The organism is Paenibacillus sp. fava2, from assembly GCF_058313675.1.
Genome location: NZ_CM177755.1, coordinates 3,600,763 through 3,626,834 on the forward strand (window position 1 = coordinate 3,600,763; position 26,072 = coordinate 3,626,834).

The 26,072-nt window shown below is 50.8% G+C and carries 18 protein-coding genes and 1 pseudogene; 13 read left to right on the forward strand and 6 right to left on the reverse strand.

Translation table 11 applies throughout. The features are described from left to right. The first annotated feature begins 24 nt into the window (after positions 1-24). The 4 genes from AC4G46_RS15580 to AC4G46_RS15595 all read left to right on the forward strand — a co-directional run bounded on the left by AC4G46_RS15580 (position 25) and on the right by AC4G46_RS15595 (position 4,553). Positions 25-846: a helix-turn-helix transcriptional regulator gene (locus tag AC4G46_RS15580; protein ID WP_491128730.1), complete on the forward strand. Its 822-nt coding sequence runs from the start codon at positions 25-27 to the stop codon at positions 844-846. A 230-nt stretch (positions 847-1,076) separates the two neighbouring features. Then, positions 1,077-2,000 carry an NAD(P)/FAD-dependent oxidoreductase gene (locus tag AC4G46_RS15585; protein WP_491128731.1) on the forward strand — a complete coding sequence of 308 codons (924 nt, stop codon included), beginning with the start codon at positions 1,077-1,079 and terminating at the stop codon, positions 1,998-2,000. Positions 2,001-2,111: 111 nt separating this feature from the next. Beyond that, positions 2,112-2,663, forward strand: a complete 552-nt coding sequence (locus AC4G46_RS15590) for a GNAT family N-acetyltransferase (protein ID WP_491128732.1) — start codon at positions 2,112-2,114, stop codon at positions 2,661-2,663. Positions 2,664-2,885: 222 nt separating this feature from the next. Then, complete coding sequence (locus AC4G46_RS15595) at positions 2,886-4,553, forward strand: DUF6138 family protein (RefSeq protein ID WP_491128733.1); 1,668 nt, start codon at positions 2,886-2,888, stop codon at positions 4,551-4,553. Between the two features lie 35 nt (positions 4,554-4,588). On the opposite strand, the gene AC4G46_RS15600 is transcribed toward AC4G46_RS15595, so the two are convergent. The 3 genes from AC4G46_RS15600 to AC4G46_RS15610 all read right to left on the reverse strand — a co-directional run bounded on the left by AC4G46_RS15600 (position 4,589) and on the right by AC4G46_RS15610 (position 6,504). After that, positions 4,589-5,014: a MarR family winged helix-turn-helix transcriptional regulator gene (locus AC4G46_RS15600; RefSeq protein WP_491128734.1), complete on the reverse strand. Its 426-nt coding sequence runs from the start codon at positions 5,012-5,014 to the stop codon at positions 4,589-4,591. A 90-nt stretch (positions 5,015-5,104) separates the two neighbouring features. Then, a complete protein-coding gene (locus AC4G46_RS15605) occupies positions 5,105-5,743 on the reverse strand; it encodes a nitroreductase family protein (protein ID WP_491128735.1) in 639 nt (212 codons plus the stop codon). Positions 5,744-5,916: 173 nt separating this feature from the next. Next, a complete protein-coding gene (locus AC4G46_RS15610; protein WP_491128891.1) occupies positions 5,917-6,504 on the reverse strand; it encodes a P-loop nucleotide/nucleoside kinase family protein in 588 nt (195 codons plus the stop codon). A 130-nt stretch (positions 6,505-6,634) separates the two neighbouring features. Between AC4G46_RS15610 and AC4G46_RS15615 the strand changes: the two genes are divergently transcribed. The 3 genes from AC4G46_RS15615 (at position 6,635) to AC4G46_RS15625 (ending at position 9,959) form a co-directional block, all read left to right on the forward strand. After that, the gene (locus AC4G46_RS15615; RefSeq protein ID WP_491128736.1) at positions 6,635-7,111 is read left to right on the forward strand and encodes a GNAT family N-acetyltransferase; all 477 of its coding nucleotides are present in this window, start codon (positions 6,635-6,637) and stop codon (positions 7,109-7,111) included. Between the two features lie 91 nt (positions 7,112-7,202). Further along, entirely contained in the window at positions 7,203-9,356 is a 2,154-nt protein-coding gene (locus tag AC4G46_RS15620) for a PEP-utilizing enzyme (RefSeq protein ID WP_491128737.1), read from the forward strand. Positions 9,357-9,395: 39 nt separating this feature from the next. Next, complete coding sequence (locus AC4G46_RS15625; protein WP_491128738.1) at positions 9,396-9,959, forward strand: 5' nucleotidase, NT5C type; 564 nt, start codon at positions 9,396-9,398, stop codon at positions 9,957-9,959. A 91-nt stretch (positions 9,960-10,050) separates the two neighbouring features. Here AC4G46_RS15625 and AC4G46_RS15630 read toward each other — a convergent pair whose 3' ends face one another. The 3 genes and pseudogenes from AC4G46_RS15630 to AC4G46_RS15640 all read right to left on the reverse strand — a co-directional run bounded on the left by AC4G46_RS15630 (position 10,051) and on the right by AC4G46_RS15640 (position 12,815). After that, positions 10,051-10,362 carry a hypothetical protein gene (locus tag AC4G46_RS15630; protein ID WP_491129030.1) on the reverse strand — a complete coding sequence of 104 codons (312 nt, stop codon included), beginning with the start codon at positions 10,360-10,362 and terminating at the stop codon, positions 10,051-10,053. Positions 10,363-10,368: 6 nt separating this feature from the next. Beyond that, a pseudogene (locus AC4G46_RS15635) lies at positions 10,369-11,614 on the reverse strand (ABC transporter transmembrane domain-containing protein); the annotation flags it as partial. A 151-nt stretch (positions 11,615-11,765) separates the two neighbouring features. Beyond that, positions 11,766-12,815: an ArsR/SmtB family transcription factor gene (locus AC4G46_RS15640; RefSeq protein ID WP_491128739.1), complete on the reverse strand. Its 1,050-nt coding sequence runs from the start codon at positions 12,813-12,815 to the stop codon at positions 11,766-11,768. 235 nt (positions 12,816-13,050) lie between these two features. Here AC4G46_RS15640 and AC4G46_RS15645 point away from each other — a divergent pair, with 235 nt between their 5' ends. The 6 genes from AC4G46_RS15645 to AC4G46_RS15670 all read left to right on the forward strand — a co-directional run bounded on the left by AC4G46_RS15645 (position 13,051) and on the right by AC4G46_RS15670 (position 25,990). Continuing rightward, the gene (locus AC4G46_RS15645; protein WP_491128740.1) at positions 13,051-13,536 is read left to right on the forward strand and encodes an NUDIX hydrolase; all 486 of its coding nucleotides are present in this window, start codon (positions 13,051-13,053) and stop codon (positions 13,534-13,536) included. A gap of 152 nt (positions 13,537-13,688) precedes the next feature. Then, entirely contained in the window at positions 13,689-15,545 is a 1,857-nt protein-coding gene (locus tag AC4G46_RS15650) for a glycoside hydrolase family 13 protein (protein WP_491128741.1), read from the forward strand. A 31-nt stretch (positions 15,546-15,576) separates the two neighbouring features. Beyond that, entirely contained in the window at positions 15,577-17,919 is a 2,343-nt protein-coding gene (locus AC4G46_RS15655) for an amylo-alpha-1,6-glucosidase (RefSeq protein ID WP_491128742.1), read from the forward strand. A 414-nt stretch (positions 17,920-18,333) separates the two neighbouring features. After that, positions 18,334-19,383, forward strand: coding sequence for a LacI family DNA-binding transcriptional regulator (locus tag AC4G46_RS15660; protein ID WP_491128743.1), 1,050 nt, complete (start codon positions 18,334-18,336; stop codon positions 19,381-19,383). A gap of 188 nt (positions 19,384-19,571) precedes the next feature. Further along, positions 19,572-22,724, forward strand: coding sequence for an alpha-mannosidase (locus tag AC4G46_RS15665; RefSeq protein ID WP_491128892.1), 3,153 nt, complete (start codon positions 19,572-19,574; stop codon positions 22,722-22,724). Positions 22,725-22,756: 32 nt separating this feature from the next. Continuing rightward, the gene (locus tag AC4G46_RS15670; RefSeq protein ID WP_491128744.1) at positions 22,757-25,990 is read left to right on the forward strand and encodes an alpha-mannosidase; all 3,234 of its coding nucleotides are present in this window, start codon (positions 22,757-22,759) and stop codon (positions 25,988-25,990) included. Positions 25,991-26,072 lie beyond the last annotated feature (82 nt).

Below are 26,072 nucleotides of genomic sequence, written 5' to 3' on the forward strand. Positions count from 1 at the left end.
AAAATATGAAACAGGTGGGCAACTATGGAGAGCATGATGGTGTTCTGCGCGGTGGATGATACGATTCAGCTGCCGCTGTATGCTACAACGATTGGATACTGGGAGCATCAGGAGGAAACCGCCCGTCCTGCCGGATTTCCCGATTATCAGCTGCATCAGGTGCTGAGCGGCAAAGGGGAGCTGACAGTCGGGGAGAAGCGGTATGTGGTCGGACCCGGAGAAATATTTTTCACCTTCCCGGATATTCCTCATTCCTACACACCCATCAGCCGGGAATGGGAGCTGGCGTGGATATCATTCAACGGGAGAGAGGCGGGAGGTATGCTTTCTTATGCAGGTATCCGGGAATCAGGAGTCCGGAGATTGAGGGATATTGAGCTGCTGGTTCCGTTTCATGAGCTGCTTCAGCTGCCGGATGCCAATGATATGGACAATAATCTGGAGCGCTCCAAGCTGCTGTATGCGATGCTGCTCGACCTGAAGCGGAATCTCCCGCCTGCCAGCGAGGAGGATGAGCTGGTGCGGATCAAGCCGGTGCTGGAGCATATAGAGCAGCATCTGCATCGGGCACTGCCCTTGAAGGAGCTGGCAGAGGTGATTTCCGTTTCCCCGCAATACCTGTGCCGGCTGTTTCAGCGGACGGTTCATGACCGGCCGGTGACCTATATCAACAAGCAGCGCATTAACCGCAGCAAGCAGCTGATGTTCCAGCAGCGGGAGAAGAAGCTGTATGAGATTGCCCAGTTGACCGGCTTCGAGAATGCCAGCTACTTCTGTGCTGTATTCAAACGGTTGACGGGTATGCAGCCGGAGCAGTTCAAACAGCTGCACGGGCTGGATACATGATAATATGGCAAAGGCACGTTCCGCATAGAACCGGGTGTACAGCAGAGCGTGCCTTAAGTATTAAAGAAGCTGGAGAAGGCCGAATATCATCGGTAATGCGGTAAAAATTATAAACTATGGTGCAAGAAAAAGACTTGCTTTATGCACCTGTTCCGGCTATCGTAGATATAAAGAGTCTGTAATAGCTTTTTATAATTACGGACATTATAACTCTTGAAAGGGTGTTTTGGATGAGTGGACAAACAGATGTAGTTATTATCGGCGGAGGCCCGGCGGGTCTCAATGCAGCGTTAGTTCTGGGACGGGCCCGGAAATCTGTTATTGTCATTGACGATCTGCAGCCGAGGAATATCGTTACCCGCGAGACACACGGCTTTCTTACAAGAGATGGGGTAAGTCCAAGGGAATTCCGGAAGGCGGCGCATGGGGAGCTGGCGGCATATCCGTCTGTTAGCTGCGTCAGTGATACTGCTTCTGCCGTTACAGGGAATGATGGTGCTTTTGAAATTACAACGGTCTCAGGCGCGGTATATCAATGTAAGAAGCTGCTTTTTGCTGTAGGAAAAAAAGATTTTCCGCTGGCCATTGGCGGACTGGCGGAGGTCTATGGCAAAAGCGCCTTTGTCTGCCCGTATTGTGACGGCTGGGAGCTCCGGGACAAGAAGCTTATTCTCATTGTCAAAGGAACCCACGCACTGCATCTGGCTAAAGTAATCTCCGGCTGGACGAAGGATTACAGTATTTGTACTAACGGGCCGGCGGAATTGACCGGTGAAGAGCGCGGGGAGCTGGCGCGGCATGGGGTACTGTTGCATGAAGCAGCAATAAGAACAATTGAATCGGAGGCAGGAATGGTGCAGCAGGTGATTTTAGAGGATGAAACCGTGCTTCCATGCGAGGGGATTTTCTTCGCTCCCAGGCTGACAAGAGGCTCGGAGCTCCCGCAAGCTTTGGGCTGTGAGATGAATGAAGCTGGCAGCGTATTGACAGATGATTACGGCAAAACAAACATTCCCGGGGTTTTCTCTGCCGGAGATGCTGCTTCGGAAAAGTATCAGGCCATTGCCGCAGCTGCTTCCGGCGCACTGACTGCTATTATGATTAATGGTGAGCTGAACGGGGAGGCCTGGGATGCGAGTGTGTCTGTGGAGTAGTGCAAGCATGGAAATCTAAATATAGTGCAGTTTAGTGTATGGCCGCTTTTATAATCTGCCGGTAATCTGAATGTATCTTCAGAATAATCATGTGCTGATGGAGGGAATTCATTGCGGGCGGCAACTGAAACCATAAATACTGTAAGGTTAAAGCTAAGACCATTTAAAGTAGAAGATGCCCCGAGTATGCATGCTAACTGGATCAATGACATAGATGTCCAAAGCAGTTACGGTGAACCTGTCTATAGTAGTATAGCTTTAGTAGAAGAGTTACTGCACCAATGGGTGTTGTCCTATAATAGAAATGATTTTTACCGGTGGGCAATCATACTTAAAGAACATGAGGAATGTATTGGACAAATCGCCTTTTGTCAGGTTGACTCGGACCATCGTCTTGCAGAAATCGAATACTGTATCGGCCGGCCGTATCAGAATAAAGGGTATGCCACTGAGGCTTTAATAGCAGTAATACAGTATACCTTTTCCCATACTCCACTGCACCGGCTGCAGGCATATCACCGCGGGCAGAATGCGGTATCTGGAAAGGTGATGCAGAAAGCTCACATGCAGTTTGAAGGTACACATAAAGAAAGTTACTATTATAGCGATACTGGAGAATACGATGATAAGCATTACTACGGCATCGTAAAAGGAACTATATGATTGTCATTAAAAGAAGAGCAGCCCCCGGCTGCTCTTTGACTCATTCACCGTAGATAAACCACCTAAGCAGATAGGCTATCAGCGGATAGCAGAGCTGGCCATTCCTTTTCTGGAGTAAATTTGAACAGTATGTAAGGATACTGTACTATTTAATGTAATTATTAATAGAGTAGGCTCGAAAACTCACTTCCGATATTGCTGTGTAAAGGAGCATGTAATGCTATGGAACATTCACTGGAACCCGTTATAGAAGAAATGAAGCAGGAAATAGACAAGTGGATCGCATATATCAACGATAAGGACGCTGAGAAAATTGTAAAACGCACTACGCTTCAGGCGGGAGTACACTGGTACGCGCTCCTTAAATATGAGGGTGGCAGAGTGGATGTGACGGATTACCCGCTGGATTTATCTATGCCGGGCAAAAGCAGGCTGAGCACCAGCGGCGGGCTGACAGAGGAGCAGGTGCGGGAGCATATCGTTCCTGAGCTTGCCCGTCATATGCAGCATAGATTAAATTCGCTCCCTCCGGCAGTACTGGATTACCGGTTTGATTTTGAAGGAAATTTCCAAGTAGAAAGCGGCGGCACTGTCAAAGTGTGTATACTCAAATATATGGATGATGCGAAGAAGCAGCTGCTGCTGGAGCGGATCAGCTCCTATATCTCCAGCAAGCTCGAAGCCGGCAAATATCCGACCAAACCGTTAGAAACGTTTTTCTTGGCCCGGCATCTGCTGGATGAAGAATTGTATCCCGTCTTGGATTCCGGGAGAATCATTGGACTGTATGAGCGGATACAAGAGCTGAATAAGGGGAGCAGGCAGCTTGCGGAGCACCGCAATACACTGACCGTGGCCTTAAGGAATTGGGTTGAGGAGCAGTGGCTGCCCCGATACTTTGAGAACACAGGCAGTGAATGGCAGAAGGAATATACGAAGAAGAGCGGTGCCGTACTGGAGCAGAGCGGGAGCGGGCAAGAAGCTGTGGAGCTGGTGATCTATGGTGCAGTAAGCATCCTAAGATATGAGCCTTCTTACAGCAGAAGTACGGGGCTCACCTTCCTGAATTGCGTGACCGCACTCGGCAGTACCCGGGCTGATCGGCTAATCCGGGAGGGCAGCGGAGCCCTGCCTGAGGATATTACCAGACTGAGGGATGAACGGGTGGAATGTACAGCTAATGATGTATTTGCTGAGGTAAGTATCCATATGAAGCAGGAGTCAGGGGAGAGCTACGGGCAGGTGCTCCGGTTCCTCATAACGCTGCTTAAACAGGGTTTTCCAAAAAGCTATCAGATTAAGCTGAAATCCGCAGTTAAGTGCTGGCTGCCGGTCAAGGGACTGGCCAAGTCGGGCACGCACCGCTTTTTTGCGAATGCGCTTGAGTATCCTGAGGTCCAACCGTTGATGGAAGAGTATGCCAAAGCAGCCATGGAAACCTTCGAATGGTATACGGATTCGGAAGGGGAGAAGTGCTGCATGCCTGGCAGCTATGCGGTCTTTGGCCTTGGACTCACAGACCGGGCATATTTCCCGTTGGTCAGAGAATATATGGAAAAGGTCGATGTTGAACATCAGTCGGTCCAGAACGGGTTCACAGCAGCATTATATGGACATTACGGCATTAGTACGGAGACCCTTTCTGTTCTAGTTACGTGTTTGCTGTACAGTACGGATTCATTAAAGCTAAAGATGATGAAAGACATGGAGGAGGAACAGCTGCTCAGATTGCTGCTTGATCAGGTCCGCGGACTCCAGTACTACCAGGTGGAACATCTTGTGTACCTCGTTTGGGGCGGTAAGGACAAGCTGAAGAAGCTTGCTGCCAAGGCTGAAGGGGATAAGAAGCAGGTTCTTGAAGAGCTGATGCAAGCTGCCGGACGTGGTTAATCCGTCTCATGCATAAAGCTTACTATGATAGGAGCTTAAAGATCCTTCAGGTTATGATGCATCCTGGTAAGCATGTCTGTCATCAGATTGATCTCCTGCTCGCTGAAGCCGTTAAGCAGCTGCCGGATGAACTCGGTCCGTTCCTTGTTAAAGCTTACAATAAGGCTCCGGCATTCCTCGGTTAGCCGCACAAAGGTAACCCGCTGATCTTCCGGATTGCGCCTTCTGGTCACCATGCCTTCCGCCTCAAGCTGCTTCAGGTGACGGGTGATCGCAGCACTGTCAATGTGAATGGCCTTTTGCAGGTTACTCTGGGTTACCTCATCTGCGAGATATAGCTGATACAGCAGATCATACCTCGAAGAGCCGATGCCGGTGCAGCGCTCGAATTTCGGGCTGAGCTCATTGCCCATTTTTTTGAGCAGATACAATACAGCTTCTTGTTCCATTGAACAATTCATGATGTTCCCTCCTTGATGTGATGTTAAAAGAAGACGGAGCTGTTCTCCGTCTTCAGCAATAGTTATTCAAGTAAGCAGATTATGTTTACCTTAAGCCCAAACTGTTGTTTGGTCAACTGGCAGACGGTAAGAATTGAAGCCCTCACTGGCAGCCTTACCGATGGTCAGCAGCATAACCGGCAGATAACGCTCTTTGTCCATACCGAAGGCTTCAGCGATCTGGTCCTTCTCATAGCCGCCGATCGGATTCGTGTCGTACCCGTGCGCACGCGCAACCAGCATCAGCTGCATGGACACCAGGCCGGCATCGAGCAGAATAATATCGCGCATATCTTTATCGCTGATCTGCGAATACAGCGGCTTGAAGGCATTCAGCTGATAATCCTTAACTTCTTGCGGCATATAGCCGAGTTCAACCGCTTTGCTATAAATTTCTTCTGCGTATTCGAAATTACTCATGTCGCCAAAGACTGCAATGACAGCAGAAGCCTGAAGAACTTTCTCCTTGTTGAAACGCGAGAGGGGAGCGAGCTTTTGCTTGCCTTCTTCACTGTCAATTACCAGGAAGCGCCATGGCTGCATATTGATAGACGAGGGAGCCGTACTGGCTTCCTTCAGAATTTCCGTCATTTCTTCTCTGCTGATTTTCACAGAGGGATCATAGGTTTTGATGGAACGGCGTCCATATATAATCTCATTAAAATCATTGGTTTGCTGGAATTCTTTCATGCTGGTTCTCTCCTTGAAGTTTATATTTTTATTTGACCTATCAATGATTGAGGGGTCAATTATTTATATATTTAATATATTTCAGATTCGTTGTGAATGCAATAGTAGAGTTTAAATGAATGCTGAAAGAAAGTTACCTGTTCAGGAACGATATTACATCTGCGAAAAATTTCTCATTCCCCGTAGATAAACTGCTCCACTTCGCCCGCGGTTACATCCAGCTCAGGACTCGAATTGTCAATCACCTTTACATATCCTTCCGGCAGCGGCCAGGCGACTGTCCGGGGGCTGAATGCGGTACGGAACTGCTCCCAGTTCCGGAACTTCCAGCCGTCGAGCGGAGAGTTGCGGCCGGCAATCCGTTCACGAAACAGCTTTTCGTCCTTCAAGGTGACCAGCACCACCTTCACTTCAACCTCCTGCAAGGTCATGCCGATCCGCTGCAGCTCAGCCTCAATCCACTCTGGATCGGCAGCCTCCTTAGTGAAGGGTCCAACGACATAAAGATCGGCGGAGAGGCCGATGTTATCAAGTGCGGCATCCATAGTAATCCGGTAACCCAAATCGCGGCAGAGCTTTTTATATTCGTCGGAATCCCGGTCATCCGGATCCAGTCCGTGCATAGTCATTATTGCCGTAGCGGCAGGGCGCAACAGGATATCCATATCCAATACCGCCGCCTTACGGCGGGCAGCCACAGCTTTAGCCAATGTTGTTTTGCCGGCGCCGCCAGGACCGAGAAAAAAGACAAGCTTGTTCATCATCAAATCTCCTTTAATATAATCAAAAGTGAATAGGTACCGGTGTCTGGTCTTTTACCAGTATAGTTCATTGCCCGGTTATCTTGTATAATTACAAAAGTAAAACGTACAAGATGGAGGCAATGGGCAAATGAAGATTAGACAGATAGAAAAAACGGACAACCGTTTCATTGAGCAAATCATCAGAGAATGTCTGATCGAATTTGGCGGCAACCGTGAAGGCCTCGCCTGGGCTGATGACAGCATGCATGATCTCTACAGCTATTACAACTCTGCTGATAACCGGGCATACTGGATTGTCGAGGAGGACGGCCAGGTGCTGGGCGGCTGCGGAATTGCACCTTTTGCAGAGTCGGACAAGGTCTGTGAGCTGCAGAAAATGTATCTTGCCGGCGCAACCAGAGGAACCGGTATTGCAGCAGAGCTGCTGAAGACTGCGCTGGATTTTGCTGCTAAGCATTATAAGCAATGTTATCTGGAAACACTGCAGACGATGGGTGCAGCGAACAGGTTTTATCAGAAGCACGGCTTCACCATGCTTGCTGAGCCGCTGGCCGGATCTGAGCATTTTGCCTGTGATGCCTGGTATATTAAAGATTTAGACTAATGTTCCTCTTCAAATAGAGGGAATATTCATAGGAATAAATGGTAAATTCAAGTATCCTGATCATAGACTTTTATGATAAGGAGGCTGCTTGATGGTTGTATGGTTAAATGATGATATTCCGGATACAGTAGAGATTGGAAGTAAGGCCCGTAATCTTTCCTTATTAAAATCGGGGCACTTCAATGTGCCTGACGGCCTGGTCCTTCCCTTGGATTTTTTTGCGTGTACTGATTCTGACTTGCAAAATAAGCTTAAAGAGCTGTCCGGGAACCTAATGCAGGTATTGCCGTCTGCTGAAGGCTGGGCAATCCGGTCATCTGCGCCTGATGAAGACGGTCAGAGCAGTGCTAACGCCGGTAAATACAAAACACTTGTTATCAGTCATGCGGCTGAGCTTCCTGCTGCAGTTTCTAATGTTCATAATGGCTTAATTCCGGTCATTATCCAAAGGTTTGTTGAACCGGAGTATGCCGGAGTGTTGTTTACATGTGATCCGCTGACCGGAGCAGCCGGATTGCACATTGAGCTTGTAAAAGGCAGGGGGGAGCAGCTGGCGGGAGGCTGTGTGAACCCGTCATTTTCTTATAGGAATGGAAGCTGGGATAAGCCCTCCGGATTTCTTGAACAACTGATCCAGCAGCTGAGGCCATGGACCGATACCGCGGTTGAGCTGCTCAGATGTCATGTAGACATGGAATTCTGTATAAAGGACGGCGTGATTTACTGGCTTCAGGTCAGGCCGGTAACAACAGGCTTTGAATCCGCAAATACGCCAAAAGGTGACGCTTATAGATACGGAGACAGCGCCGCGTTGGACGAAAACTGGTTTTTACTCGATCAGTGTACGGAGCCGGTAACTCCGCTAGTCATGCAGCTTGATCCCGGAGGATTTTTTCAAATGCCGTATTGGGATACATGCTTTGTAAGGCATTATCCCTATGTCCGGATGAAGCAGGCTTCCAATCCCGGCACATCTATTGAGCCCATAACGGACTGGCTTACACTTAAGGCTAAGTTTGAGAATGAGTTCGACAGCCAGCTGCAGCAGGACCTTGCAAGTAACGATCTGGTTCAGCTGTGGGAAATGGTTACGCGGCGGGTAGAAGTAAACCGTGCTTACGTAGCCCAGTATCTGGACAGGGGCTGGCTTAAAGAACGCCGTACCACCGGGGAGAAGCTGAGGGAAATGATTCGGAGATATGCCGGGGATGCTGCGGAGGCTGAGTCGATATTATTATCGCTGACGGAAGGCTTAAACACACTGACTTATCAAAAAGCGACCGGGCTTCACAGATTAATCGCTTCGGCCCGCCAGGTTCCCTGCTTTGAGGAGCTGTCCGCGTCCATACTGTCTGGAGTGCTTTCACATCCATGGGCCGCTCAGTTAAATGCTTTTATACATAAATACGGGTATGAGCTTCCGCATCCGCTGGCGTTGCACATGAACACTCTGGCCGAAAGTACGGAAGGCATATTAAGCAGAATCCGTGCTGAGCTGGGGAAGAACCCGGACCGGGAGAAATCCTATAAACCGGGGGATTGGAAAGCAGCCGCGTCAGCAATCGAGCAACAGATGGATAATGGCGCGAGGGCGGAATTTCGTGAACTGCTGGAGAGGTACCGATCCTTCATGATCCGGACAGAGGACGATGATTACCTGCTGCAAAAAGGAGCTTCAGCGATCAGAAGAGTTCTGCTGGAGATAGCTCGCCGCTTTGTATCTGAAGGGATCATTAAGGATAGCGGGAATATATTTTTCCTGTATCCTGATGAAATTGCTGATATGATCACAGGCTCTGCTCCCGCTGGGATAACGGCTGTAATAGCACGGAGGCAAGCTGATTTTGAAGCGGATCAAAAGATTGTGCCGGTGCTGCATCCGGCTGCCAAGAAAGCTCCGGCGGCAGATGTAGAGAACCGCCTGCAGGGTGTTGGCGTTTCAAGGGGAGTGGCTGAGGGGAAAGTCCACAAGGTCTTAAATCCGCTGGACCGTGAATGCTACAGTGCTATTCCTGAAGACGCAATCATTGTGGCTCCTGTATTAACGCCGAATTTAACCTACTCCATCATCTCCTGTGCAGCTATAGTGACCGAGGTTGGGGGCTTTCTGTCCCATGGAGCGATCTTTGCCCGGGAAATGGGCATCCCTGCAGTCGTACAGGCTGCGGGTGTAACGGATTGGCTGAATACGGGCGATGAAATTATCGTGGATGCTGATAAAGGCTTGATTACCAAGTTGAATTAAATAGCAGAACTAATATATAGAGCAGGATAGGAGACAACTATGAGAAAACCGGTTATCGCCGTCGATATGGATGATACCATCTGTCATCTGGTTAAACGGGCTATTTACCATAATAACAATGATTTCCCGACCCATCTCCTCCGGTATGAGGATATGATCGACTGGAACACAGACCATTTGCGCCATCCCGACAGTACACAGGAGCTCTTTTTCGGGAGGCCGGGGCTGTATGAGGAGCTGGAGCTGTTTGACGAGCACGTGGTGGAGGAAATGGAAAAGCTGCATAATGCCTATGATGTCATTATCGTTACTGCGGCTGCACCCAAGTCTGTCACCGAAAAATGGAACTGGCTGCAGAAGCATATGCCGTTTATTCCTGCTGAAAACTTCTTCACAGCCAAACGGAAGCATCTGATTAATTTTGATCTGCTGATCGACGACGGGCCGCATAATCTGCTGCCGGCTGTTCAGGAAGGTAAAAAGGTGCTGTGCATCCCGCATCCGTGGAATCTAAGGGCAAGGGAGGAGTATGCGTTTCCGCTGATGACCTCCTGGAAGGGTGCGAAGGAGCGGATTGATGAGCTGCTGATGATGGAGCGTTAATCCGTTGACTCAAAAAACTAAGGAACTCCTCCGTCTGACTGCCTGTATTCAACGGGCAGCCAGGTACGGAGGCGTTTTTTGTATACAAAGATTAATAGACTGTCAAGCTGCCGGCAGTTTGAAGATCAGGTTCTTTTCTCTGGTAAAAGCGGCTGAAGCTGCCTCCGTAATCCCGCATCTCGCTAAGACTGCCGCTCTCGGTAATCCTGCCGTCCTCCATAAACCAAATTTCGTCATACTGCTCAAGCAGCTCATCATTCAGATTGTGCGTAATCGTGATTAGCGTGAGATCCGGCAGGGCCAGCAGGCTGCTCTCAATCTCATAAGCAGTCTGTCTGTCAACTGCAGATGTTCCTTCATCCAGAATCAGGATCGGCTTGCTGCGGATCAGTGCCCGGGCCACAGCAACCCGCTGGCGCTGGCCGCCTGAGAGCCGGGAGCCATTTTCGCCGACTGCAGTGGATAGTCCTTCCGGCAGCTGCTGATAGCTCGACACCGTCCAAAGAGACAGAACCGTCATAATCTTCGTAATACCCGCTTAGAAGCTTAACGAGCGTTGATTTGCCGCAGCCGCTCGGTCCGATTAAGGCGATTTTTTGTCCTCTGTGCAGCCTGAAATGAATATCCTTGAGGACGGGTTGACCCTGCTGATAGCTAAAGCTGAGCTGGCGCACCTCTAAAGAATGTTCAAACACAGGTTTAGGCTGTTCTGATTCTGAAGGCTGCTCAGCTTCGACAGCGAGCTGTTCAATGCGCTCAAGGATCGGCTTCATGCTTCTGATCTTGGGAACATTCTGCATGATGACGAGCACAGGACCGACCAGTCCGCCGCTTAGCTGGACTAGTGCAACCAGGCTGCCGGCGGATATGTGACCGGTGATGATCAGGTAGGCGGCAACGAACATGACGGTAAGCTGGCTGAATATAGCCAATGCCTCCGATATGCTTTCATTCGCAGCGAATAACCGGTCCGCAGCAAAGCTGACACTCGCGGCATTTTGATTGGCCTGCTGAAATCCCTGTTCACTCCGCCTTTTGAGGCCAAAGGATGTGATCACTTCATATCCGGCCAAAAGATCTTTAATATGTGCAGTGAACCGGGACATCTCAGAAGATACGGCACTGAGCCTGCTCTGCAGCAGCCTTCCGAACAGCGAAGGGATCGTGAACATCAGAATCATGCCGATCGTGAGAATAAGGGTAATCAGCGGGCTTAACGAGAGGAGAACAATAAGTGAGGCTATAAAAATAACGGCGTTTTGAAAGGTATGCAGGAGAGGCTGAAGAACATTTTCAATCACCAGCTTAATGTCATTGGTCAGTGCTGACAGATAATCCGCTGTATTGGCCGCTTTGAAGTCAGCTGTTTTTTTGTAGAGCACACCGCGGAATATCCGTTCCCTGATCGACACGGTAACATTGCGGACAAGAGCTTTACTGCATAAAGAATGGATGAAACCGGTGAGGCACAACATCAGCACATAGACAATGGACACCAGCAGAATGCGCTGGAAAAGCTGCATATCTCCCTGGAGGGCGGCATCAATTACCTTTTGCAGAACAAGAGCAATCAGCACACCGGCGGCAGCGGCAATCATACTGAACAGCAGGGTTACAGCCAACAGCAGCTTGTTGCGGGTCAAAGCATGTTTCATCTCTACATCAGCTCCATGATTAGATTTCGGTATAATTTGTAAGATGAAGATAACATACTGATTGTAATTTAGTCAAATAAATTAGATTAACATCAAATATGATCATATAAAAAAACTCCCCGCATTATGGTTACGGGAAGCCACTAATCAATTATAAAAGAAACTGCTGCAGATCTTCGATCAGCGCCTGCATGTTTTCTGTATGGAGATGATAATATACTCTGCCGTTGTTTTTTTCGACCCGGACCATTCCGCAGGCAAGCAGGACATTCATATGATGAGACATAGTTGCTGCTGTCAGTCCCAGCTGGTCGGCAATCTCCAGATTGTATTTGGGACTTACTTTAAGAGAAGCAAGAATTTGTAATTTACTGTTGTCGGCCAGCGCCTTCATCCGTAGCAGCAAAAGCTCTCTGGAATCAGAATGCTGCTTGCTGGCAATCGGTAGCATATCTACGTATAACCCGTAATAATGCTTGCCGGATAAAACCATCTGGCCTAGCGGCAGGATGAGGGTAGGATAAACCTCCGGATTCTCAAGGTCTAACATGTCCACAAACTTAATAAACTGCTCATCCTGCTGCCGTTGAATGGACTGAACGTATGCAGGTATCAGCTTGTTGATCTGCTTCTCAACCTCCCGGCGGGCTTTTTCAAAAGCCGGCAGATTCATTTTTACAATTTCTATTAGGGTAAGGAGGTGTTCACGCGGCTGGTGCAGCAGTGTCATCAGCTTCCATTTTGTTGCTTCCTTCAGCGGACTGCCATTAAGAAAGCGAATCATATCCTGAAGTGACTGAATGGAAGACAGCTCCAGTTCACGGGGAGAATGACTCTGCATCGCTTGCATTTCGTTAATTGTCTTTAGGATTTTATCCTGAATGGCCGAATCAGCTATGCCTTCAAGTGAAGTAAGCCACTCCGGATTTTCACTAAGCAATACCTGCAGAAGCAAGAAGAAGTCTGTTGTATCATCATTAAAAAAGAATACGGCGGAATCATCCGTTTTCCTGTGTTTGGTGAAGCTGCTGATGTATTTATCCATAATTTTCAGGTGCTTGTTATAAAAAGCTTCACCATCCAGGCCAAATTGTTCAAGATCTTCAACCATTATATTCCGGTAGGACGGCTGATAGCTTACATACAATAATCCCATCGTTTCAAAAACCGGATCCAGCTCTTCATGAATAAGCAGTTTCATAGTGCCTCCGTCAATCAGGTAGTTTGGTACTCATCTAATTAATTATATTGTGGTGTAATTAGGTTGGCAAGGTAGCTAAAGTTTTAGATTGAAAAATAAAGTGTTAGACTTCCGAGGATGCATTAGCTAACGGGCAGGAAAGTTCCAATATGTGGTATGTGGTGGTATTATTTCTTTATAAGTCTATCAGTCCTTATATATATCGTTTGTTCAAACAACAGGGGGATTAAGTTCAATGAAGGAACAGTTTCATCGCCACATAGGGGTTTACGGAATATGTATGGTTAACGAGAAAATCTTAGTTATTCGAAAAAGTTTAGGCCCTTACACGGGTCAATTTGACTTGCCTGGTGGACGACTAGAAGGATCAGAGTCCTTAGAGCAAGGCTTAATAAGGGAATTTAACGAAGAAACAGGACACTCGGTTAAAGAACTCAACAATATTGGCGTTTGTGATTTTTCTGTGCTATGGACTCTACCGAATGACTCGACTGAGTTCTTGCATCATATTGCAATTCTGTATGAAGTTATTGGCGCCGAAAAGGTTGGTGGTTCCATAGTTCAATTCGAGGGACAAGACTCTGATGGCTATGACTGGATTTCAATCGATAAGGTTACACCATTAAATTCTTCACCGCTGGTGCAGCAAGCGGCCGAATGGTTCCGTACGAAAAACATCCCGGTTAAAAGAAGTTTATATGACTACAGGTCTTTAAGCTGACGGGAAACGTTAGTTAAATACCAACAGCGGCCGTCTAATCCTTTATTCTCCTTGAACAGAAAGCTGATTGACAGACGCTTTGAGAGAGCGATATACTAACATCACTTAAACGTATAAGTTAAGCTATATTTCCATTATAAGGAGTGTGCCGCATGGATTTAGCATCCTTTTATCATGAGCCTAAAGGGCCGTTCTCGTACGCCTACGATACTGAAACGCTGCATATCCGCATCAAAACCAAAAAAGACGACTTGAAGTCGGTCACTGTACTGGCGATGGACCCGTTCAACTGGAAGCCGGTGTCGAAGGATTCGCATGTCTATGAATTTGCCGTTGATATGATGCAGCGGGTTGAGATGAAAAAGGAATATGTGACCCGTTATCATGACTGCTGGTTTGCCGAGCTTACCGGGTTTAACTGGAGAAGAATTAAATATGCTTTTGTACTGGATGACGGTGTTGAGTGCTGCTTCGCAGGCTGCCAGCGCTTTACAACGCTTGAGCGGGACTGGACTCCGCCTAAGGATTATACGAACTATTATAATTATCCGTACATTTTGGAGGAGGACCTGTATTCAGCGCCGGATTGGGTTCCGGATACGGTGTGGTATCAGATTTTTCCTGACCGGTTCAACCGAAGTGCCACTGCGGCTCCTTCTGAAGAAATTCTGGAATGGGGCAGTGACCAGCTTGACGGCAATGGTAAAAAGTTCGGCGATAATCTGCAGGGAATCAGCGACAAGCTTGACTATATCCGCGATCTCGGCTGCACCGGAATCTACTTTACTCCCCTGTTTGATTCACCAAGCTCCCATAAGTATGATACAAGGGATTATTTCAAAATTGATCCGAGCTTCGGCGACAATGAGACTTTCGGTAGAATGGTGGAAGAAGCACACAAGCGGGGCATACGCGTGATGCTGGATGCGGTGTTCAATCACTGCGGTTATGAGCATCCGTTCTGGCAGGATGTGCTGCAGAATGGCAGACGTTCGCCATATTATGACTATTTTTATATACTGGATGGAGATAAGGAGATTGTTCCGGACACGAAGCTGGCCGCCAGAGAAGGCTATTATTTCGGGGAGCATCTGAATTACCGTACGTTTGCCTATACTGAGATGATGCCGAAATGGAATACCGGAAATCCGGCTGCGCGGGAGTATCTGATCAGTGCAGCTGTCTACTGGACGGAGCGATATAACATTGACGGCTGGAGACTCGATGTGGCTAATGAGGTATCCCATGATTTCTGGCGGGAATTCCGCAAAAGAATCAAGGCCATCCGCAGTGATATCTATATCCTCGGTGAAAACTGGCTCTACTCCAATCCGTGGCTGCAGGGAGACCAGTTCGATGCGGTGATGAATTACGAATTTACCTGGCCGGTTACCCGTTTCTTCGGGACAAATCTCCCGGCGGAAGAACAGTACACTTCACAGGATTTCAAATATGCGATCAATCAGCTGCTTGTCAGCTATCCCAAGCATGTAGCCCGGAGTATGTTCAATCCGCTGGACAGCCATGATACGGCGCGGATTCTGCATTTTTGCGGAGACAACACAGAGCTTGTTAAGCTGACTTATGTTTTTCTGCTGACCTACGGCGGTTCTCCGAGTATTTACTACGGCGGAGAAGTCGGACTTAGCGGCGATGAGCATCATAACCGGCAGTGTATGCCATGGAACCCGGAGGAGCAAAATCATGATCTGTATGACACTGTACGCAGACTGATCGGACTCCGGCGGCAGAACCCGCTTTTCAAGGAGATTGATCTGGAATGGCTGTCTGCCGGGGATAGCGAAGAAACACTGGTTTATACAAAATCCGCCGGAGGCGCTGCCCTGTACGTGCTGCTTCACAACTCGGCCGATGCTGCTGTTGTTAAGCTGCCTGATCAGCTGCAAAACCGGAGCTTAAGAGATTTATATAACGGACAGGAGCTGGCAACCGCTTCGGAAATCCGCATGGAGCCTTATTCCTTCCTGCTGCTGGCAGACGGGGAGTAGACAAGTTGAATATCAGCAGGAGGCAGATGTTATGACAGTCGATAATGTACCAGAGCTTTTGGACCAAATGAAGATAAGGGTCAGCCGTAAGGACAACCGTGCCGTCTCTTTTACCAATAAAGAAGCCGCCTATTATTACACGCAATCTCATCTGAATGATCATCCTGAGCACGCCTATTTTGAGGGAATGAATGTGGCCAAAAACCGGATTTTCGGCGGATACATGTTATATGCAGACGGGCAGTTGCTTGATAATGAACGGGCTGAAGTTAAGGTTAGTCCTTATTCGCTTGTCCGCACCCATGGCAGATTGACTGAGGAGCTGTGGCTGTTCGATTACCGGAATGTCTTGGAGGTCATTGTTACAGGAGCAAGTATTGAGATAGGTATCTCCTTAAAAGGAGAAGCGCTGGAATATGTGAAGCGTGAAGGGAACACGGCATTGTTCAAAGCGATGGAGGGGGAATGGATCGTTGCCCTGCGTCCCGGAAAAGATCAGCCGGTTAGTGAAAAGGACGGAGTCTTTCTCACAACGGCTGCGGCCGGAGGATTTTTCATAGCTTGTGCCCGGACGGCTGAGGAAGCTGGTAAGCTGCTTGAGGATACAGAACGGCGTGCTGACGCATTAAAAGGAGAGCGTGTCCGGCGTTTGGCGGCATTTTTGCAGAATAATGTTTACCTGCGCAGCAGCAATGAGGAGCTGACTCAAGCTCTGAACTGGATCAGTCTGACGATGGATCAGCTGGTGACGCGGCAGCAGGGTGAGGGGATTTATGCCGGACTTCCGTGGTTCAACGAGTATTGGGGGCGTGACCAGTTTATAGCAATGCCCGGTGCAGTGCTGGTCAGCGGCCAGTTTGAAACGGCAAGGCAGATTCTGCTGTCTTTTGCGGAATATCAGAACAGGGATGAAGCTTCTAAATATTATGGGCGGGTGCCGAACATTCTGGCTCCTGAAAACATCGATTACCACACTACCGACGGCACACCGCGCTTTATTATTCAGCTGCAGGACTATGTAAAATATTCCGGAGACACTGCACTTATTGAACAGCTGTATCCCGCCGTTTGCAGCAGTATCGAGGGCTCGCTCCGGTATTGGGTGGACGATAAGGGCTATCTTACCCATGATGACAATGAGACGTGGATGGATGCGCGGGATGCAGAGCTAAAATCATACTCTCCGCGTGATACCCGGGCCAATGATATTCAGGCGTTGTGGTACGGCCAGCTGCGGGCGGGTGTTTATTTTGCCGATTATATGCAGGATCAGGAGAAAGCGGAGCAGTGGAGCCGTGTGGCTGACAAGCTGCAAAAGAACTTTGCTGCCGATTTCCGTGATCCGGCTTATCCGTATCTGGCTGACCGTCTGGATAAGGATGGTGTGCCGGAATTCTCGCTGCGCCCGAATCAGCTGTTTGCTTTTGACCTGTTCGATGACCGGGAATTCAAAGATAAGGCTGTCCGCACAGCATGGGAGGAGCTGGTTTATCCCTGGGGCACGGCTTCGCTGGACCGGCGGCACCCGTTCTTTCATCCATTCCATCTGACGGAGCAGTATCATAAGGATGAAGCCTACCATAACGGTACCGTATGGACGTGGCTGAACGGCATCGCCATGCAGCGGATGATCGAAGCCGGGCAGGAGGAGACGGCCTATAAGCTGTTCAGCAATATGAACCGGCAGGCGCTGGAGCTTGGTGTAGTTGGCGGACTCAGCGAAAACCAGGATGCTTATCCGCAGGAGGGAGCAAACCGTGCCAAGCTGACCGGCGCTTATCTGCAGGCATGGTCGAACTCGGAGCAGCTGCGGGTATGGGTTCAGTATTTCCTGGGAATCCGCCCGGATCTGATTCTGGGGAAGGTTACTCTTGCCCCGCGGATGCCGCAGGAGCTGACCGATGTGCAGGTTAGGGTGAAGGCGGGGGCAGGTAACATTAAGATGAATTACTCGGCTGCTTCTGGCGGTGAGCAATTGTTTGTTTATCGTTTTGCGGGAGTAGAGATTGCCGCGATCGTTGATGTTTCACCGTTTGAGCTGCTGGACATTCCCGTGGCCGACGGCAATGAGCTGCGGATCAGGATTTGCGGGGAGAACCTGAACGGAAACGGGCAACTGATTGCCGGGAAAAAGCTCGCGGCTGAGCTGCTGGACGGGAACGGGCAGCTGGCTGGACAATGGACAGCAGACATTTCTGCTGACAGAGCCGCGCAGCAGCTTCAGAGCGACCGGATCTTTGCAGGCGTACAGTTTGCGGAGCCGCTGGCTTTATCGGAGCATCCGGTGATGGAGCGGCGGGCAGCTGCGGTGGACGCAAAGACAGCTGCGATGGATGGAAAGACAGCTGAGTTGGATGGAAAGAAAGAGGAGTAAATATAGTTTTTGGGCAGGGTAAGTGCTGGTGGAGCTCTATAATTGTGAGTCTGCACACCTGCTTGGGGACATAGTGGGAAAAATCCCTTTATATTGGCTTGCCTGGGGAGAAAATGCAGATATAAAGGGATTTTTCCTATTAATGAGGCCTATTGTGGGGTGAGTGAGCTGGAATAAGGGGATTATTCCCATTAATGAGGCCCGGTTTGCGGTGAAAGTGCTGGAATAGTGGGATTTATCCCTTTGATGGAGCTCACCATGGGGTGGAAATACTAAATCAAAGGGATTTATCCCTTTGATTCCAGCCCGGCAACCAGCCAACAGGCTCACCTACCGCCAAGTGCACTCCCGCAACGCCGAAATAGGCCTATGCACATTTTATAACACGTGTTATACTTTTGCCGAGGTGCTGATATGAGCAAAAAAAGAGTGACCAGCCACGATGTAGCCAAGCTGGCGGGCGTATCCCGCAGTGTTGTATCCGCTGTGCTGAATGATACACCGGGCATCGGGGTTAGCGCCCAGACCCGGGAGGCGGTGCTGCACGCGATTGCTGAGCTGAACTATCATGTGGATGCCCAGGCGCGCAGCATGAAGACCGGCCGCAGCATGACGCTGGCTGCGTTCGGGGACACCGGACATCCGCTGTTCATGCGGCTGCTTGAAGGGATGCAGCGGGAATGCGAAGCGGGCGGATACCACATATTGCTCTGTTCACCGGGCGAGCGGAGGCCGGGTGAAGCCAGGAACGCACTGCTGGACCTGTATCACCAGCGCAAGATAGACGGGATTGTAACACTGGACAATACCAGCTACCGCAGCGCCGACTGGGCCGCTAAAGTGCATGAAGCTGGTGTTCCCTACGTCTCGGTGGAAGGATATGCAGAGTCAGAAGGAGTCCACTCTGTGCTGGCAGACTATAGAGGCAGTGTTATTACAGCACTGGATTATCTGTGCAGGGATCAAACGGAGCACCAGTTGGGACCGGTTTACGCAGAGGTTCATCACGGGACAGACGGCAGACGGATCAATTGGTCCGAGAAAAACCGCCGCAGCGCCTATAAAGAATGGTGCAGCGGCCATGGCTATCAGCCGCAGATCCGGCGGATGGATGAATTAGAGTGCGCCCAAGGCTGGATCAGCTGGTTGACTGAGCTTCAGGCGCAGGCCGGCGACACATTGCCGCCGGTGCTGGTGAACTGGTCCAGTACAATTCCCGACCTCTACCGTGCTGCCCGCCATCTCAGTCTCAACATTGGCGATACGCTGAAGGTTATGGCTGCGGATAATACGATCCAGGGTGACCGCCTGAGTGTTCCTCGGCTTAGCTGTGTAGAAATTCCGTATGTACGTATGGGAGAAGAAGCAGTACGCTGCATCCTGAAGCAGCTGGAGCAGGGGGGCGCTGGTGAACCGGGCAAACTGTGGCTGCCGGCAGTGTTGAGACCGGGAGAAAGTGCGTAGCATTGGATTTATGAAGCAAGTGAGACAGTGCTGATTAGGCGTATTGTGCCTGATGATTACTTACGGAATTCCTAGTCAAAAAGCGGACCCGGCCATCAGCCGGAACGCGTTGGAAATGGCATAACCCATAGTGGATTGCCTTTTCTTTTTAGTATATAACACGTGTTATATAAAGGAGGATGAAAGCGTTGTTTTGGACTGATGAGAAGCTTGGTGCACGAATTGCCGAATTGGAGCGCTACCGGTACCGCGAGGCTATAGTCTTGACAGAATGGCTTGGACTTGAAGATAAGGAGGGCGCCAACGGTGTATATCCGCCGGATTTGAGTCAGGGGGATTCATACCGTGTCGGTGATTACTGGACCGGATGGGATATGTATCTCTGGCTGCACAGAACGGTCGAGGTACCGGCCCATTGGCAGGATAAACGGATTGTCGGCCTGTTCGATTTCGGGCGCACGGGCAGCGGGAATAACAGCGGCTTCGAGTCGCTGCTGTTTCTGAACGGGAAGCCTTACCAGGGGGTGGACTCCAATCACCAGGAGGTTTTTTTGGAGCCGGAGACGGCGGGTACGGCAGTCAGCTTTACCTTCCGGCTATGGTCGGGCCTTGAAGGCGGCGGACTGCCGGTACCGCAGGAGCACCGGATCAAACGGGCGGAGCTCGCGTGGCTTGATGAGCCGGCCGACAATCTGTATTACACCGGCCGGGCGATGCTGGCCGTATACAAATCGCTTGGCGGCAGTGATCCGCTGAAGCAGGAGCTGCAGACCGTGCTGGACCGGGCCTTCCGGGTACTGGACTGGTCGAGGCCGGGCAGCGAAGCTTTTTACGCTTCAGTGAGGGAAGCGGATGAGCAGCTGGCAGCGCGGCTTAAGGAGATGGAACAGAAGCATCCGGTAACGGTAACGGCGATAGGGCATACCCATATTGACGTTGCCTGGCTGTGGCGGCTGACCCATACGCGTGAGAAGGCGGCGCGCTCTTTTTCCACTGTGCTGAGATTAATGAAGCAATATCCGGAATATATTTTTCTGCAGACACAGCCCCAGCTGTACGATTACATCAAGCGGGATTACCCTGAGCTGTATGCCGAAATGTCCAGTCGGGTCAGTGAAGGCCGCTGGGAAGCCGGCGGTGCGATGTGGCTGGAGGCGGACTGTAACCTGACGAGCGGGGAATCGCTGGTGCGTCAGATTTTGTACGGGACCAAATTTTTCAGGGAAGAGTTCGGTGTGGAATGTAAGTATTTATGGCTGCCGGATGTGTTCGGGTACAGCTGGGCGCTGCCGCAGATTTTGCGCAAATCCGGTATAGACACGTTTATGACAACCAAGATCAGCTGGAGCCAGTACAACCGCATGCCGCATGATACGTTCCACTGGCGGGGGATGGACGGGAGTGAGGTGCTTGCGCACTTTATTACGACACCGGAAGGCCCGGAATCCAGCGCCTGGTATTATACCTACAACGGCTTAATGGAACCGTTTGCTGTTCAGGGCATCTGGGACTCCTACCGCGACAAAAACCTGAACCGCGAGCTGCTGCTTGCATACGGATACGGGGACGGCGGCGGCGGGGTGAACCGGGAGCATCTGGAGATGCGGCGGAGGCTCGACGTCATACCGGGGGTGCCGAATGTGAAGCCTGGCCGGGCAGATGATTATTTTGAGCGTTTGAACGAGACCATCCGCAGCTCGGACCAGTATGTTCATACGTGGGATGGTGAGCTATACCTTGAGTACCATAGAGGAACCTATACCAGCCAGGCTTACAATAAAAAAATGAACCGCCGGCTGGAGCTGCTGTACCGTGAAGCGGAATGGCTTCAGGTGCTGCTGGCTACCGAGTCGGGCAGCTTCGGAAAATATCCAAAGCAGGAATTAGATGAGGGCTGGAAAATCATCCTGCGCAACCAGTTCCACGATATTATCCCGGGCTCCTCCATCCGTGAGGTCTACGAGGATTCGCGCGCCGAGTATGCGGAAGCTGAGGATATCGGTATTCAGGCCGCCTTGGCAGCAACTGAGGCTTTAACGAATTCCTCCACGCAGGGTGAGGCCAAACATGTGTATACGGTATTTAACGGAGCTTCCTTTGATCATACAGGACTGCTTACCGTGACTGCCGAAGATTCGGAGCACAGACAATGGCGGGATGAAAATGGATCTGTTCTTCGTGCACAACAGCTGGATAACAAATGGCTGATTGAAACGCCGGAGATCCCGATGCTGGCAACGGCAGTCATTAGTGCGGATTTTACTGAAAAGGTTGAACCGGCAGCTCAAACAGACTCTTTTGTATGGGAAAACTCTATCTTGACTACACCTCACTATATTATGGAATGGAATAACTCGGGCCAGTTAAGCCGTCTGTATGATCGTGATGCTGAACGTGAGGTACTCGCTCCGGGGGAATACGGAAATGTGCTGCAGGTGTTCGAGGATAAGCCGAAGCAGTATGATGCCTGGGACATTGATCTTTATTATCAGGAGAAAAAACGGGAAATCACCGGACTCGTCTCTATGGAGCTGGTTCACTCAGGCCCGCTGGCAGCAGTGTTACAGTTCTCCTGGAAGTATATGGACTCAACGGTTATCCAGAAGGTGAAGGTGTATGCCGGCAGCCGCCGGATCGATTTTGAGACGCTGGTTGACTGGCAGGAGCAGCATCAGCTGCTTAAGGTTGCTTTTCCGGTAAACGTCCGTTCGACACAAGCAACCTATGATATCCAGTATGGTAATGTGAAGCGTCCGACCCACTGGAATACAAGCTGGGATTATGCGCGTTTTGAGAGTGTGGGGCATCAATGGGCGGATCTGTCGGAGCGTGGCTACGGGGTGAGCCTGCTTAATGACTGCAAGTACGGGTATGACATCAAGGATCATGTGATGCGCCTGTCGCTGATTAAATCGGCAACCGCACCGGACTGGCAGGCCGATCAGGGTGAACACCGGTTCACGTACAGTCTGCTGCCGCATGAGGGAGACTGGGCCGAGGGACGTACGGCAGAGGAAGCGTGGATGCTTAACAATCCGCTGCGGGCGGTAGAGGGAAGACTCAACGGAAAAACAGGCAAATCATTGTTCCGAACGGACGCTGCAGGAGTCGCCATCGATGCCGTCAAATTGACTGAACGGGGGGAGAGCTGTGTGATCCGGCTGCATGAATTCTTCGGCGGCCGCCGGAAAGTCAAGCTTGGCAGCGGATATCCCCTCCATTCCTGGCAGCTGTGCGATCTCATGGAGCGCCCTCAGGGAGAGGTTGCCAGCGGCGGTGAAATCGAGCTTGAATTCAAGCCATATGAAATTCATACCCTGCTTATCAAATTCTTTGAATAGCTCTGCTAACTCATTATCCGGGAGGAATGAACATGCCGCTGATCAGAAGAGTGAACCGGCTGCAGAAAGAGCTGCAGCTGCGCTGGATTAAGGAAAGCCGTGACATTGGAGAATGGTCCTTGCAAAGGGCGTTTTATGCGGATGAAGGAGAGTACCGGTATGATGCTGAAAAGGAGACCGCCGCTCCCGGCCGGCTGCAGAGCCAGGTTAGAGAGACACTCTTTCTGGAAGCGGCAGTCCAAATACCGGAGGATTGGGCGGATGAAAAAGCCGGAATTATATTCAAGGCCGGGGGAGAGGGACTGCTGTCCATTAACGGATCGCCTTATCACGGACTCGACAAGAACAGAAGCTTTGTCCCTCTGTCCAGGACAATTGCGGCTAGCGGTGAGCTGAAGCTGAGCATAGAGCTGTACCACGTGCCGCTGATTCCTTCAGACCCTTTAAACGGTCAGAAGGATAATGATGCACCGCCTGTGCATTTTCAGGAAGCCCGGCTGGTAACTGTGAACCAAGCTGCCGAAAGCTTGTATTTCACAGTGACCTTATCTCTGGAGACGCTGAACAGGCTGACGGAACGGTCTGCTGAACGTCTGCAGCTGGAACAAGCGCTTGAGGATGCTATTTTGTTTATCGGGAACCCGGCGGAGGCGGACGAGGAGCTCTTCCGGCAGGCGGAGGAGCAGCTGATGAGCAAACTTCAGGCTGCTGCGGGCAGCCGGAATCCGGGGGAAGCCGGAACGATGCATATGGTCGGCCAGTCGCATATCGATCTCGCCTGGCTGTGGCCGCTGAAGGAGACTGTCCGTAAAACCAGCCGTACCTTCTCAACCGTTATCACGCTTATGGAGCATTATGAGGATTACCTGTATTCGCAAAGCCAGCCTCAGCTGTACGCTTATGTAAAGAAACATTTTCCTGACTTGTATGCGCGCATCAAAAAGCGTGTAGCAGACGGTCGCTGGGAGCTTGTCGGCGGAATGTGGGTTGAGCCGGATTTGAACATTCCTTCCGGGGAATCGCTGGTCCGGCAGCTGTTGTACGGCAGGGCCTTCTATGAACGGGAGTTCGGCAAAACCTCCCGGGTGGAGTGGCTGCCTGATACATTCGGCTATTGTGCTTCCCTTCCCCAGCTGCTGAAGAAGTCCGGGGTGGACTATTTCATGACCACCAAAATGAACTGGAACGACACGAACGCTTTTCCGTACGATTTGTTCTACTGGGAGGGCATAGATGGAACCAAAATTCTGTCCTTCCTGAATCATGGCCTTAATGAAAACACACTCCCGGGAGATGTGGGTGAGCACTGGGACAGCTATAAGCAGAAAAAAGCCCATCCGGAGCAGATGCTGCTCTACGGATACGGGGACGGCGGGGGCGGCGTGACCCGGGAGATGCTGGAGGTCATTAGCCGCTCTGCGGCATTGCCGGGTCTGCCGGTGAGCCGGTTCAGCACGGCCCATGATTTCTTTGACGGCGTCCGTGAGGCTGCTCCCAAGCTTCCGGTCTGGTCGGGCGACATGTACCTGGAGCTGCACCGGGGGACCTACACGACACACGGGAGCAACAAGCGCTGGAACCGCAAGGCAGAGGCACTGTACCGGGAAGCCGAAATCTGGAATTCGCTGTCCTATCTGTCAGGTGCGGTGACACTTGAGGAATCTGCGGAGCTGCAGCACGGCGGGCTTAAGGAAGGCTGGGAGCTGCTGCTCTTGAACCAGTTCCATGATATTATTCCCGGCACTTCGATCCCTGAAGTGTATGTTAAATCGGCAGAGCATTATGAGAAAATATTCAGCCGCGGGAAAGAAGCGCTCAGCAGGGGGCTTGAAGCATTGGCTGCAGTTGCAGATACCCGGGGCACAGGAACTCCGCTGCTTCTGTTTAACAGCCTTTCCTGGAACCGCAGCGATGCTGCCGTATTTACCGGTGGAGCCGAACTGATGAATAAAGTCCCGTACGATGCCGGCGGGAATCCGCTGCCATACGACCTGCTGCAATCAAAGGACAGTTATCAGATGAGTTTTTGTCCGGGGGAGGTACCTTCACTGGGTTATACTACGGTTTGGCTGCGGGATAAAGTCGATGAAGTAGCAGCGAGCGTTACGTGCGGGATGGAAGAATCGGTGGCCGGCCTGGAGAATGCGAGAACTGCTGCAAATCTGCAAAGCTGGGAAACGGGGCAATACAGCTTACTTTTTGACGATTCCGGGCGGATCGTCTCCTGGGTTGATAAAGCAGCCGGCAGGGAGCTGATTACACCTGGCGCTGCGGGCAATCATCTGCAGCTGTTCCATGACCGCCCGACGGTCTGGGATGCCTGGGATATTGATCCGCATTTTGCGGAGCAGCCGGCGGCGGAAGCCATTCTGCTCTCCAGTGAAGTCCTGCTTCAAGGAAAGACCAGGGACATCCTGAAATTTTCCTGGCAGCTGAATGATTCGCTGATTGATCAGCGTCTGATTCTGCATCATCATTCCCGCCGTATCGATTTCGAAACCCGGGTGGACTGGCATGAGGAGCATAAGCTTTTAAAAGCTGCTTTTCCGGTAGATATCCGCTCCTCCAAGGCGGTTTATGAAATCCCGTTCGGCAGCATAGAGCGCCCGACCCATAACAACACGAGCTGGGAACAGGCCCAGTTTGAGGTGTGCGGACACCGCTGGGCGGATTTGTCGGAAGGCGGCTATGGAGTAAGCCTGCTGAACGACTGCAAATACGGCTATGTTATCAAAGGCAGCGTGCTGCGCCTGTCCTTGCTGCGTTCCCCGCGCTGGCCGGACATCACCGCTGATATCGGGGTGCATGAGTTCACGTATTCCTTGTATCCGCATGAAGGAGGCTGGAGGGAAGGCGATGTGGTCCGGCAAGGCTTCGAGCTCAATCAGCCGCTGACGGTATACGCTACAACAGCACACGAAGGTATACGTCCTTCTGCGGCTTCATTATTAGAGGTGCATAGCCGCCACGGCATTGTGGATGCAATCAAAATAGCCGAGGACTCGGGCGGAGCTGTAATCCGGCTGTACGAATCCGGCGGCGGCAGGGAGCAGGTGGAGCTGGCCTTTGCCGGCGGGTTGGAGGAACTCAAGCAGGCAAGCGGGGAAGCTCCGACGGACGGTCCGGGCGGTAATCCGGTCAGGATAATAGAGACCAACCTGATGGAACAAGCAGAGGAGAACCCGCTACTGTCGGTAAACGGCGGAACGGTAATACGAACCCTTACACCGTATGAAGTGGTGACACTAAAAGCAGCGATTCTCTGATAGTATGAATGTTAAGCAGCTTTTCCCTTGGGAGGAGCTGCTTTTTATTGTGCCGGCCTAAGCGGATAGATATTTCCACCCG